This window comes from Streptomyces sp. NPDC088923, from assembly GCF_044749745.1.
Taxonomy (GTDB): Bacteria; Actinomycetota; Actinomycetes; order Streptomycetales; family Streptomycetaceae; genus Streptomyces.
Genome location: NZ_JBIVIO010000010.1, coordinates 93068 through 105042, shown reverse-complemented (window position 1 = coordinate 105042; position 11975 = coordinate 93068). Strand labels below are relative to the sequence as shown.

11 protein-coding genes are annotated in these 11975 nt (G+C 69.9%); 10 read left to right on the top strand and 1 reads right to left on the bottom strand.

Annotated elements, in window-relative coordinates; translation table 11 throughout:
• Positions 1-22: 22 nt before the first annotated feature.
• A complete protein-coding gene (locus ACIP4O_RS28010) occupies positions 23-1141 on the bottom strand; it encodes a cell wall protein (protein ID WP_401578658.1) in 1119 nt (372 codons plus the stop codon).
• A gap of 234 nt (positions 1142-1375) precedes the next feature.
• On the opposite strand from ACIP4O_RS28010, the gene ACIP4O_RS28005 reads away from it, so the two are divergent.
• The 10 genes from ACIP4O_RS28005 (at position 1376) to ACIP4O_RS27960 (ending at position 11956) form a co-directional block, all read left to right on the top strand.
• Positions 1376-2044, top strand: coding sequence for a hypothetical protein (locus tag ACIP4O_RS28005; RefSeq protein WP_401578656.1), 669 nt, complete (start codon positions 1376-1378; stop codon positions 2042-2044).
• 356 nt (positions 2045-2400) lie between these two features.
• Positions 2401-3090, top strand: a complete 690-nt coding sequence (locus ACIP4O_RS28000; RefSeq protein ID WP_401578655.1) for a hypothetical protein — start codon at positions 2401-2403, stop codon at positions 3088-3090.
• Between the two features lie 255 nt (positions 3091-3345).
• Positions 3346-3717: a 30S ribosomal protein S12 gene (rpsL, locus tag ACIP4O_RS27995; RefSeq protein WP_007823146.1), complete on the top strand. Its 372-nt coding sequence runs from the start codon at positions 3346-3348 to the stop codon at positions 3715-3717.
• A gap of 2 nt (positions 3718-3719) precedes the next feature.
• On the top strand, positions 3720-4190 hold the full coding sequence (gene rpsG / locus ACIP4O_RS27990) for a 30S ribosomal protein S7 (protein ID WP_008746138.1): 471 nt from the start codon (positions 3720-3722) through the stop codon (positions 4188-4190).
• A gap of 39 nt (positions 4191-4229) precedes the next feature.
• The gene (gene fusA, locus ACIP4O_RS27985; RefSeq protein WP_361328869.1) at positions 4230-6350 is read left to right on the top strand and encodes an elongation factor G; all 2121 of its coding nucleotides are present in this window, start codon (positions 4230-4232) and stop codon (positions 6348-6350) included.
• Between the two features lie 160 nt (positions 6351-6510).
• Positions 6511-7704: an elongation factor Tu gene (gene tuf, locus ACIP4O_RS27980; protein ID WP_164291058.1), complete on the top strand. Its 1194-nt coding sequence runs from the start codon at positions 6511-6513 to the stop codon at positions 7702-7704.
• Positions 7705-7920: 216 nt separating this feature from the next.
• Positions 7921-8400 (top strand): hypothetical protein, encoded by a 480-nt coding sequence (locus ACIP4O_RS27975; RefSeq protein ID WP_401578652.1) that lies wholly within the window; start codon positions 7921-7923, stop codon positions 8398-8400.
• A gap of 95 nt (positions 8401-8495) precedes the next feature.
• Positions 8496-8960, top strand: coding sequence for a hypothetical protein (locus ACIP4O_RS27970; RefSeq protein WP_401578650.1), 465 nt, complete (start codon positions 8496-8498; stop codon positions 8958-8960).
• Between the two features lie 477 nt (positions 8961-9437).
• A complete protein-coding gene (locus ACIP4O_RS27965; protein WP_401578648.1) occupies positions 9438-10904 on the top strand; it encodes a phenylacetate--CoA ligase family protein in 1467 nt (488 codons plus the stop codon).
• The gene (locus tag ACIP4O_RS27960) at positions 10901-11956 is read left to right on the top strand and encodes a hypothetical protein (protein ID WP_401578646.1); all 1056 of its coding nucleotides are present in this window, start codon (positions 10901-10903) and stop codon (positions 11954-11956) included. Before ACIP4O_RS27965 ends, ACIP4O_RS27960 begins: the two co-directional genes overlap by 4 nt.
• The last annotated feature ends 19 nt before the right edge of the window (positions 11957-11975 follow it).

The window sequence follows — 11975 nt, the reverse complement described above, 5'->3', positions numbered from 1 at the left end:
GTGGGGGCCACTCTCCGGCGGCTCAGGGGGCCGGTGGCAGGCCCGTAGCGGGCGGGTCCTCACGGCGGCTCTCGCCGCTCGCCGCCCGGAGCGTCCAGCCGCCCCGGCACTGGATCTGGAGGTAGCCGGTGGGGGAGGGGAGGGTGAGGCGGGCCTCGCCCATGCCCTCGGCGAGGACCTCGGCCGGGCGCAGCGTGGGGGTGAGGCGGCGGAGCTGGTACGGGCCGTGGCCGGTGTGCCGGAAGGAGAGGCGCTGCGACTTCGGCGTCTCCAGGGCGAGGACGTCGCCGCCGTAGCCGCTCAGGCGGGGTGCGGCGGGGGTGAGGCGGCGGATGACGTGCGCGCCGAGTACGGCGAGGCGCCAGGCGCCTTCGAGGCGGAGTTCGAGCTGTACGGAGTCCTCCTCGCGGGCCGCGAGCGGCAGGCGGGCGCAGACGGGGCCCCCGGCCTCGTACAGGCGCGCCCAGGGGCCGCGCCCGCCCCTCGTCCGTACCCGGACGAGTCCGAGCGCCGGGCTCGTGAGGGCGAGGACCGCCATGGTGCCGGGCTCGGGGCGCGGCAGCCGCAGCACGGCGTCGCCCTCGCCGTGGTTCCACTCGGCGTTGGGGGCCTGGAGGCGGGTCAGCGCCGACCAGCCCTCGGCGAGTACGTCGTCGAGGTCCTCGCTCTCCGCGGTGCGGCTCTTGTCGTAGACGTCCAGGGCGAGTTGGTAGTCGGCGAGGTCGTCCTCCGTGGAGCCGGGGCCGGGTTGGTAGTCGAGCGACTGGATCGCCCGGGCGTAGTCGAGGACTTCGGGGGCGGTGCGGGTGCCGCGGGGACGGGGCGGGGGGAGGGGGCGCCGGGCGTAGTGGTGGGCGGTGAGGGCCGGGGGGAGCACGAGGCCGGCGAAGAAGAGCAGCGCGAAGGGGACTTCGCCGAGGAAGCTCATGAAGAGCGTGAGGACGAGGACGAGGACGAAGGCGCTGGTGAGGCCGTGGGTGAGGGCGCGGGGCCAGCTCACGGGCTGGGGTTCTTTCCGGGCGGGGCGGTGCGGGGCGCGGGCGCGGGGTGCGTCGTGGGCGCGGGGCGCGTCGTGCGCGTCGTGGGTGCCGTGCGCGTCGTCGGGGCGCGGGGACGGGGTGGGGTCGGGGTCGTAGGGCATGGCGTTCCCCCCGGGGACTCGTCCGGCTTCCCATGGTGCGCTTTCCCGTGCGGGGGCGACAGAGGGCACCCGATTGCCGGGGTGTCCGGGGCGGGGGTGGGGCGTTGGGGTTGTGACGGATGGCAAGCGCGTGCGGAATGCGTGTAGTTGGGCACTAAGTGGTGGCGAAGTCGGTCGGTGCCTGGCTAAGTTCGTCGTACGTCTGGATGTGTTCCCGCCTTTTGGAGTTTGACTGTGAAGCGTCAGCGCACCTTGACCGCTTGTGTCGCCCTTGTGGCGGCTTCTGTTCTGGTGGCCGGGTGCGGGGGTGACGACGAGAAGTCGGACGGGGCGGATGAGGGGAAGATCGCGGGGGCGGAGAAGTCACCCTCGGCAAAGCCGAGTCCGACTCCGTCGGAGAGCGGGGCGGGGGAGGGCGGGCCGGATCTGAGCTTGCCGAAGGATTTGAAGGTGGTGACGGACTGGGAGGCGCCGAGCGGAGCCGACCAAGCGGGGGCTTTGCGTGACGCTGCTCGATTTGTGATCGGGCTGGATCGAGCGATTGCTCGCCAGGATGCCAGCGACGCCGCGTATCGCTACTACTCGTATCCCGCGAGTAACGCCCGCGCGGCCGCTGAGGAGAACATCGAACTCCACGTCGACCACAAGCGCTCGGTCACTGGGGCCCGTCGTCTGCACAAAGAGTCGACGCAGGTGGTCAAGGCGCACAAGACCGTCGTGGTCCAGTTTTGCGTCGATGACCAGAAGTACTTCGGCAAGGACCTGAAGACCGGCAAGAAGGTCGAAGGGGATTCACCGGAGGACGCCTACAGCAAGTACGAGATCGGGATGGTCTCTGTGGGCGACGACAGGTGGGTCGCGAAAGAGCTGAAGGCGACGACGGGGGATGCGGAATGCGCGTGAGTTCTGGAGTGCGTGGGGCGGCCTTTGCTGGAACGTTGGCTGCGATGCTGATGGTGGGCTGCATCGCTCCAGCCTCCGCCGGCGGGGGCGACAGCGGATTCCAGCTGGGGGGTGGCAGTCAGGCTGACTCCGGAAAGGGGAAACCCGGACAAGACGGCGGCCACATCTCCGCTCACATCACCTTCAGTCAGCGTGGTGGAGTCCCCTCCGGCGGTAATGGCGCTGGTTCCGTTGCCGTTGCCGATTGGGATCCGCCCGGCTGTTGGTATGCCCCCGAGTACGACCCCGAGGAGTTCCAGAAGTCCCGGCAGGGGTTGTACTACACGGCCGTACACGACCCGGGAGCCTCCGACATCGTGCGGGAGATCTCCGAGCAGAACGAGGGCTACGCCAAGGACGAGTACCACAAGGACGACAAGGGCAAGGGCATGTACTGGACCGCCCAGTTCCGCGACGACGCCTCCCTCGCCGAGATGATGGAGTGCGACCGGCCGCCGTTCTGGGCCGACAACGCCGACCCCCCGGACGTTCCGCATGCCATTTCGCCCGAGATCCTCGCCGGGCTCGCGTACGAGCGGATGAAGGTGCCGAGTCTCAAGGCGAAGCTCGCTCCGGCCGGGGCGAGCAAGGTGAACCTGCCGACGTGGGTGTGGCTCGACAAGTCGCAGCTCGAACCCGTTTCCGTCACGGCGACCCTCGCGGTCGGTGGTTTCGCGATGTCGGCGACGACGACGGCGAAGCCGGTCCGGCTCGCCGTCCAGCCCGGTACGGCGGACGCCCGGACGCTGCCGGGGAGCGGTACGTGCCCGGTCGGCGAGGGCGGGGCGATCGGGGAGCCGTTCGCGGCGGGCAAGGCGGACCGGACGCCCCCGTGCGGGGTGACCTATCTCAAGTCGTCCGGGGACGCCGCGTACCGCCTCCAGACCGCTGTGACCTGGGACACGGCCTGGACGGGGACGGGCGGGGCCGGTGGGGATCTCCCCGACGGGACGTACGGGCAGCCGCAGGACGTACAGGTGCGGGAGATCCAGTCGGTCAACCGCTGAGACCAGCTCCCACGCATTTGTTTTGACCCAGGTCCATACGGTAGGTACGCTCTGACCTCGTGCCTGGGGTGTGCCCGGGTCCCTGTGCGTGCCTACACACCGCACCAAGGACCCACACAACGGCCACCTGATCCGCTCCTTCCGCGCGATGCGTCACGCCTCGCGACGGAGTCCCGGTTCCGACACACCCGACCGCGTGGGTCGGGGGTGTTCCAGGTTAGCTTTACCATTCGGCACACAGAAACCGGAGTAGTAGTGCCTACGATCCAGCAGCTTGTCCGCAAGGGCAGGCAGGACAAGGTCGAGAAGAACAAGACGCCCGCACTGGACGGCTCGCCCCAGCGCCGCGGTGTCTGCACGCGTGTGTTCACGACCACCCCGAAGAAGCCGAACTCGGCCCTGCGGAAGGTCGCGCGTGTGCGTCTGACCTCCGGCATCGAGGTCACGGCCTACATCCCGGGTGAGGGACACAACCTGCAGGAGCACTCCATCGTGCTCGTGCGTGGTGGCCGTGTGAAGGACCTGCCGGGTGTTCGCTACAAGATCATCCGAGGCTCGCTCGACACCCAGGGTGTCAAGAACCGCAAGCAGGCCCGCAGCCGCTACGGCGCCAAGAAGGAGAAGTAAGAATGCCTCGTAAGGGCCCCGCCCCGAAGCGCCCGGTCATCATCGACCCGGTTTACGGCTCCCCCCTGGTGACCTCCCTCATCAACAAGGTGCTGCTCAACGGCAAGCGCTCCACCGCCGAGCGGATCGTGTACGGCGCCATGGAGGGTCTTCGTGAGAAGACCAACGCCGACCCGGTCGTGACGCTCAAGCGCGCGCTGGAGAACATCAAGCCGACCCTGGAGGTCAAGTCCCGCCGCGTCGGTGGTGCGACCTACCAGGTGCCGATCGAGGTCAAGCCGGGCCGCGCGAACACGCTCGCCCTGCGCTGGCTCGTCGGGTACTCCCGCGCCCGTCGCGAGAAGACCATGACCGAGCGCCTCACCAACGAGCTTCTCGACGCGTCCAACGGCCTGGGTGCCGCTGTGAAGAAGCGCGAGGACACGCACAAGATGGCCGAGTCCAACAAGGCCTTCGCGCACTACCGCTGGTAGTCGCAGACCCCATCGAGACCGAGAGAAGACTGAAGCCTTATGGCTACCACTTCGCTTGACCTGGGCCGGGTCCGCAACATCGGGATCATGGCCCACATCGACGCGGGCAAGACGACGACGACCGAGCGGATCCTGTACTACACCGGTGTTTCGTACAAGATCGGTGAAGTGCACGACGGCGCCGCGACCATGGACTGGATGGAGCAGGAGCAGGAGCGTGGCATCACGATCACCTCTGCCGCCACCACCTGTCACTGGCCGCTGCACGACGTCGACCACACCATCAACATCATCGACACCCCGGGCCACGTCGACTTCACCGTCGAGGTGGAGCGCTCGCTGCGCGTCCTCGACGGTGCCGTCACGGTGTTCGACGGTGTCGCCGGCGTGGAGCCGCAGTCCGAGACCGTGTGGCGACAGGCGGACCGCTACGGCGTGCCGCGTATCTGCTTCGTCAACAAGCTCGACCGCACCGGCGCCGACTTCCACCGCTGCGTCGAGATGATCATCGACCGCCTCGGTGCGACCCCGCTCGTCATGCAGCTCCCCATCGGGGCCGAGGCCGGCTTCCAGGGTGTCGTCGACCTCGTCCGCATGAAGGCGCTCGTCTGGTCCGCCGAGACGGCGCTCGGCGAGGCGTACGACGTCATCGACATCCCGGCCGACATGGTCGAGACCGCCGATGAGTGGCGCGCCAAGCTCGTCGAGGGCGTCGCCGAGAACGACGAAGAGATGATGGAGCTGTTCCTGGAGGGCACCGAGCCCACCGAGGACCAGCTCTACGCGGCGGTCCGCCGTATCACCATCGCTTCGGGCAAGAGCAGCGACACCACGGTCACCCCGGTGTTCTGCGGTACCGCGTTCAAGAACAAGGGCGTGCAGCCCCTCCTCGACGCCGTCGTCCGCTACCTCCCCTCGCCCCTCGACATCGAGGCGATCGAGGGCCAGGCGGTCAACAACCCCGAGGAGATCGTGAAGCGTCGTCCTTCCGAGGACGAGCCGCTCGCCGCGCTCGCGTTCAAGATCGCCAGCGACCCGCACCTCGGGAAGCTGACCTTCGTCCGCGTGTACTCCGGGCGTCTGGAGTCGGGTTCCTCTGTTCAGAACTCGGTGAAGGGCAAGAAGGAGCGCATCGGCAAGATCTACCGGATGCACGCCAACAAGCGTGAGGAGATCGAGTCGGTGGGTGCCGGTGACATCGTCGCCGTCATGGGTCTCAAGCAGACCACCACCGGTGAGACCCTCTGCGACCCGGCGAACCCGGTGATCCTGGAGTCGATGGACTTCCCGGCCCCGGTCATCGAGGTCGCCATCGAGCCGAAGTCCAAGGGCGACCAGGAGAAGCTGGGCATCGCGATCCAGCGCCTGGCCGAGGAGGACCCGTCCTTCCGCGTCAAGACCGACGAGGAGACCGGCCAGACGATCATCGCCGGTATGGGCGAGCTCCACCTGGACGTGCTCGTCGACCGCATGCGGCGCGAGTTCCGCGTGGAGGCGAACGTCGGCAAGCCGCAGGTCGCGTACCGCGAGACCCTGCGCAAGGCCGTCGAGCGCCTCGACTACACGCACAAGAAGCAGACCGGTGGTTCCGGCCAGTTCGCGAAGGTGCAGATCGCGCTGGAGCCGCTGGAGGGCGACGGGTACGAGTTCGTCAACAAGGTCACCGGTGGCCGCATCCCCAGGGAGTACATCCCCTCGGTGGACGCGGGCGCGCAGGAGGCCATGGAGTTCGGCGTGCTCGCCGGTTACCCGCTCACGGGTGTCCGGGTCATCCTGCTCGACGGTGCCTACCACGACGTCGACTCCTCGGAGATGGCGTTCAAGATCGCCGGTTCGATGGCCTTCAAGGAGGCCGCCCGCAAGGCCAGCCCGGCCCTGCTGGAGCCGATGATGAAGGTCGAGGTGACGACGCCCGAGGACTACATGGGCGACGTCATCGGCGACATCAACTCCCGTCGCGGTCAGATCCAGTCCATGGAGGACCGCTCGGCCGCCAAGCTCGTCACGGGCCTGGTGCCGCTGTCGGAGATGTTCGGCTACGTCGGCGACCTCCGCAGCAAGACCTCGGGTCGCGCAAGCTACTCGATGCAGTTCGACTCCTACGCCGAGGTTCCGCGGAACGTCGCCGAGGAGATCATCGCGAAGGCCAAGGGCGAGTAACTCACCCGAGTTCACGCCGTAGGCTTGACACCGGACCCCCGCACGGGGGCGCCCCCGCTCACCAGTGGGGACGCCCCCCGGGGGACCCGGCACCCCAGCAAAGATCATCCCTGGCGCCGATGAAGCAAGGCGTACAGAACCACTCCACAGGAGGAACCCAGTGGCGAAGGCGAAGTTCGAGCGGACTAAGCCGCACGTCAACATCGGCACCATCGGTCACATCGACCACGGTAAGACGACCCTCACGGCCGCCATTACCAAGGTGCTGCACGACGCGTACCCGGACCTGAACGAGGCCTCGGCCTTCGACCAGATCGACAAGGCTCCTGAGGAGCGCCAGCGCGGTATCACCATCTCCATCGCGCACGTCGAGTACCAGACCGAGACGCGCCACTACGCGCACGTCGACTGCCCCGGTCACGCGGACTACATCAAGAACATGATCACCGGTGCCGCCCAGATGGACGGCGCGATCCTCGTGGTCGCCGCGACCGACGGTCCGATGCCGCAGACGAAGGAGCACGTCCTCCTGGCCCGCCAGGTCGGCGTCCCCTACATCGTTGTCGCCCTGAACAAGGCCGACATGGTGGACGACGAGGAGATCCTCGAGCTCGTCGAGCTCGAGGTCCGCGAGCTGCTCTCGGAGTACGAGTTCCCGGGCGACGACCTTCCGGTCGTCAAGGTCTCGGCGCTCAAGGCCCTTGAGGGCGACGCCGAGTGGGGCAAGTCCGTTCTCGACCTCATGAAGGCCGTGGACGAGTCCATCCCCGAGCCCGAGCGTGACATCGACAAGCCGTTCCTCATGCCGATCGAGGACGTCTTCACGATCACCGGTCGCGGTACGGTCGTCACCGGCCGTATCGAGCGTGGTGTCCTGAAGGTCAACGAGACCGTCGACATCATCGGCATCAAGCAGGAGAAGGCGACCACCACGGTCACCGGCATCGAGATGTTCCGCAAGCTGCTCGACGAGGGCCAGGCGGGCGAGAACGTCGGTCTGCTCCTCCGCGGCATCAAGCGCGAGGACGTCGAGCGCGGCCAGGTCATCATCAAGCCGGGCTCGGTCACGCCGCACACCTCCTTCGAGGCGCAGGCGTACATCCTGTCGAAGGACGAGGGTGGCCGTCACACCCCCTTCTTCAACAACTACCGTCCGCAGTTCTACTTCCGCACCACGGACGTGACCGGCGTCGTGACCCTCCCCGAGGGCACCGAGATGGTCATGCCCGGCGACAACACCGAGATGAGCGTCGAGCTCATCCAGCCCGTCGCCATGGAAGAGGGCCTCAAGTTCGCCATCCGTGAGGGTGGCCGGACCGTCGGCGCCGGCCAGGTCACCAAGATCAACAAGTGAGTTGATGCCCGGGACGTGTCCCGGGCGGTGATCTGAGGGCGCGCGTCCCTTCGGGGGCGCGGGCGACTCGGACCTGAGAGGGCCCGTACGACTTCGGTCGTACGGGCCCTTTCGTGCGTGCGGGCTCTGGTGCCTGCGGGCTTTCGCGTGGGTGGACGGGAACGTGTGCGCGGGGCCCGGCGGGGCACCCGCACGGGCGGGAACGGGGGTGGACACATGACGGTCATGTGGACGACGGCGACGGAGCAACTGGCGCGCGGGCGCTTCGAGGTCTGGGGACTCACCGGTGACGGGGCCAAGGACTGGCCGCTCACGATCGCCGGGTACCTCTTCCTGATCGCAGTCCTGTGGTGGCTCGGAGCGGGGATACGGGAGCGGGTCAGAGGGCTGCGCGGGCAGCTGGAACACATGCTGGAGCACGGCAAGGACCTCGACGAGAACAGCCCGGGGGGCCGCTGGCTGCTCGCCGCGATCGCCCTCGTCTGCGCGCTGGTCTACGTGGGGATCGGCGTGAGCGAGCCGCCGGGGCCGGTGCTGTGGACGGGGCTCGCCGGGCTGGGCCTGTGGGTGCCGCTCGGCCTCTTCCTGCGGCCGCCGGGGAAGCGGGAGTGGCGGCGGACCGTGCGTGAGGTCGTGGACGCGAGGGACCGGCGCCTGCTCGCGCGGGACGGCGCGCAGGACCGGGCCTCTTCGTAGCCGGAGCGTCCCCGGGATGCGAGCTTGCGGCAGGAGGAGGAACGTGGAAGGAGGCCCTGAAGTGTCCGGGCGGCAAAGGGCCCGGGCGGGCGACGATGCGCGGCGAGACGCGCAGTGAAGAGGTGCTGCCCATGATGGTCATCGGCCTTCTGCTGGCAGCGGCGGCAGCGGCGTTCACCGCCCTGCTGATCGCGTTCAACACGTCGGGAGGGCCCGAGTACACGGTGTCCCTCTTCGGGAGCGATCCGTTCACCATCAGTACCCTGGGGGCTTTCGCGGGCGGTCTCGGCCTCGCGCTGGTCTTCGCACTGGGGATGTGGCTGATGCGTGAGGGGCTGGGGCTCCACCACCGGCACTCGGTGCAGCGCAAGGAGGGCGGCGAGGCGGTCGGTGAACGAGACCGGCTGCGGCGTCAGCTCGACGCGGAGCACCGCAGGGGAGGCACCGGCGCCTCCGCGGGCACGGCGAACGCCGAGGACTCCGGTCAACCGGCACCGCAACCCCTCCAGACCTCCGGCCACCACGGCCGGCGGCGGATGCGCCTGCACGGGAGCCACTGACTCCCAGCGTCCCTCGACGGTGTGCCCGACGGGTAGCGAGAGCGACCCCGCCGGGCACACCGCTGTGTGGTGGGCGGGCCTCGCGGCGGGGAGGCGGGATGGGACCGCCGATCCCGGCACGGCGGTGCGGGTGGGGTGGGGGAGATGTGTGCGACGTGTGTGGCGAGTGGGGTGGACTTGTCGTCGTGTACGGGTGGGGAAAGTGTCTCGCCCCTATGTCGCCGCGCCCCCGACTCCCTTAATCTGAGCGCGCGCCGGACCTCGGGTTCCCACCGGAAGCGGGGTGCCGACGCGTCACAGGTAGCCCCTGCCGTCCTCGACGACGGCCCGAGCAAGGGAGAACCGCCATGGTCAAGCACTACCTCAAGTACGCCTACAGCACCCTCGCCGCCGCGATGTTCGCCAGCATGGCCTGACCGGACCGAGGCCCGGCCTGGACCGGGAAGCAGACCCGGTCCAGGCTTTCAGGGAGGCTCCGTGTTCGGCACCGCGTTCAGCCAGCTCCGCTACACCTCCGCGATCCTGCGCAACCGGCCCATCCGGCCGCGCGACTTGGAGCGCGTCGCCCGCGATCTCGTCGCCACACTCGCCGAGTTCGGTGAGCCGGGCGAGGACTCGGCACTGCTGCCGGGGCAGGCCGGGCAGGCCGATCCCGAGATCCGCCGCACGGTCGCGGTACGGGGCCTGCGGGCCACCGCCCGCGCCGCGGCCCGGCACACCGCGTACTACCAGCGGCTCTTCGCCGAACACGGTCTCGATCCCGAGACGTTGACACCCGAGACGTGGGAGAACATCCCCGTCACGGAGAAGTCCGCGCTGCGCGCCCTCCCCGCCGCGTTCGTCTCGGCCAAGGCCCGTCCCGCGCTGATGGCGCTCACCACGGGGACGAGCGGCACCCCCACCGCCGTGTGGTACTCGCGGGCCGAGACCGAGATCGTGGTGGCACTCAGCACGGTGTCCGCCGTGCTCGGCGTCGGACTGCGCCCGCACCACACGATGGCGTACGGCGGGTGCTCGCGGGCCACGCTGCCACTGCTGAGCACCGAGGAGTCGGTCACCCGCGTCGGCGCCGCCTTCGTGCAGATCGGCACCGTGGACCCGGCGCTCGCGCTCGACCGCCTCGCGGCCCCGCTCAACCTGCCGGGGAAGGCCGCGCAGATCACGCACCTCAACGTGTCCGCCTCCTACCTCGCGGCCCTCGTCCAGACGGCCGAGCGGGACGGCTGGCGACCCGGGGACTTCGGCCTCGAACACCTCGCGGTGGGCGGCGAAGTACTCTCCGCGCCGCTGCGCGAGCGCGCCGAGGCGGCCTTCGGGGCCCGTATCTCCGCCGGATACATGATGACCGAGACCCTGCCCTCGGGCGGCACGCCCTGTACGGCCGGACACCTGCACCACAGCACGGAGTTCGGCTGGACGGAGATACGCGACCCGCTGACGTACGAGCCGACTCCGCCCGGCGGTACGGGAGTTCTCGTGCACACCCCGTACGTCCCGTACCGCGAGTGCACGCTGCTCCTGCGGTACGCGACCGGCGACCTCGTACGCGTTCCCGAGGAGCAACCCGACTGCGAACTGGCGCACTTGCCCGCCACGAGCCCTGTTCTGGGACGCTGGTCGGGGCAGTTGAGCCGGACCGTCACGACCCGTGACCTCCTGGACCTGATCGAGGCCGAGCCCGAGGTGTTGCTGCCCGCGAGGTACGCCCTCGTCGAGGCCCCGCGCGGGCCCGAACTCCACCTCCGCGTGGCGAGTCTGCCCGCGCACGCCCTGCTCGGGCGGCTGGAGGACCGGGCGAACGCGGCCCGGCTCCCGCTGGAGGGCATCGTGCTGCACGACGACCCCGACGACATGCCGCCGACCGGCCCCGTCCGCGCCGACCTGCGCGAGCACACCTTCGAGGCGATCCGCCCCGCCGCCGTCCGCGTCGCGAGCCCGGCATGAGCGCCGCGCTGATCGGGCTCAACGTCTGCGTGGCCGCGATCACGCTGCTCGGCCTCGGGTACTTCGCGCGGGTGCGGATGCCGAGGCCGCCGGTGGGGAAGTACGAAGCGCCGGACGTGCTCGTGGTCATGGCCGTGGTGATGGTGGCCCCGCTGCTCTACCTGGAACTGCCCCGTACCGCCGTGGCCGTCGTCTTCGGCCTCGTCCTGTGCGCGGCGCTCCAGTTCACGCTGGCGCCCCTGCTCGGCGGCGGGGGCGGACGCGGCGGCCTGAGGGCGGCCGTGCTCGCGGTGCTCGCCGTCGCCGCGACCGGGGGGCTGGCCCTCACGGACCGGACGCTCGCCGTGCTGGTGCTGACCGACGTGCTGCTCGCCGTCGCCGTCGTGGGGGTCGCGGCGATGTGGGCGCAGAGCGGGTTCCGGTCGGTGCACGCGGCGTGGTTCGCGGGGCTGCTCGCCGTCTACGACCTCGTGGCGACGGCGCTCACCTCGGTGATGGACCGCTTCGCCGCGCAGGTCATGGGGCTGCCCTTCGCGCCGCTCCTCGCCGTCACGCGCGGCGACCCACCCGTGGCCCTCGGCCTCGGCGACCTCCTGCTGATCGTGCTCTTCCCGCTCGTCGCGGCGAAGGCGTACGGCCGCGCGGCGGCCCTGCTCGCGGGCGCGCTCGGCGTCCTCGCGTCCAGCGCGATCAGCGTCCTCTTCGCGACCGGCACGCTGACGGGGGCCTTCCCCCTGATGGTGGTGCTCGGTCCGCTGATCGTGGCCCAACATCTCTATTGGCGAGGCCGCTTGGGCCGCGAACGGACGACGGCGCAGTGGCGTGCGGGTGCGGTCGCCGCGGTCCCCGCGACGGCCCCCGCGCCCGCACTGCGCGCCGCGCTCGACCCGCTCGCCGATCCGGCCGGCCTTCGTGAGCGGGCACGGGCGGCGGGCGGCTGGGTCGCCGTGGTGGACGGCGAGATCGTCGGGGCCGGCCCGAGCGCGGGGAGCGCCCGCAGGGACGCGGCCCGGCGCGGAGCCGGGGCGGTACCGCTCGTGCGGCAGGCATGAGGGCCGCCCTGCGGCACTT

Excerpts from the sequence above, each read along its gene's own strand:
- ACIP4O_RS28010 (WP_401578658.1), bottom strand. The coding sequence starts at position 1,141 with ATGCCCTACGACCCCGACCCCACCCCGTCCCCGCGCCCCGACGACGCG.
- ACIP4O_RS27975 (WP_401578652.1), top strand. The coding sequence starts at position 7,921 with ATGACGGTCATGTGGACGACGGCGACGGAGCAACTGGCGCGCGGGCGC.
- ACIP4O_RS27970 (WP_401578650.1), top strand. The coding sequence starts at position 8,496 with ATGCGCGGCGAGACGCGCAGTGAAGAGGTGCTGCCCATGATGGTCATC.
- ACIP4O_RS27960 (WP_401578646.1), top strand. The coding sequence starts at position 10,901 with ATGAGCGCCGCGCTGATCGGGCTCAACGTCTGCGTGGCCGCGATCACG.
- fusA (WP_361328869.1), top strand. The coding sequence starts at position 4,230 with ATGGCTACCACTTCGCTTGACCTGGGCCGGGTCCGCAACATCGGGATC.
- rpsG (WP_008746138.1), top strand. The coding sequence starts at position 3,720 with ATGCCTCGTAAGGGCCCCGCCCCGAAGCGCCCGGTCATCATCGACCCG.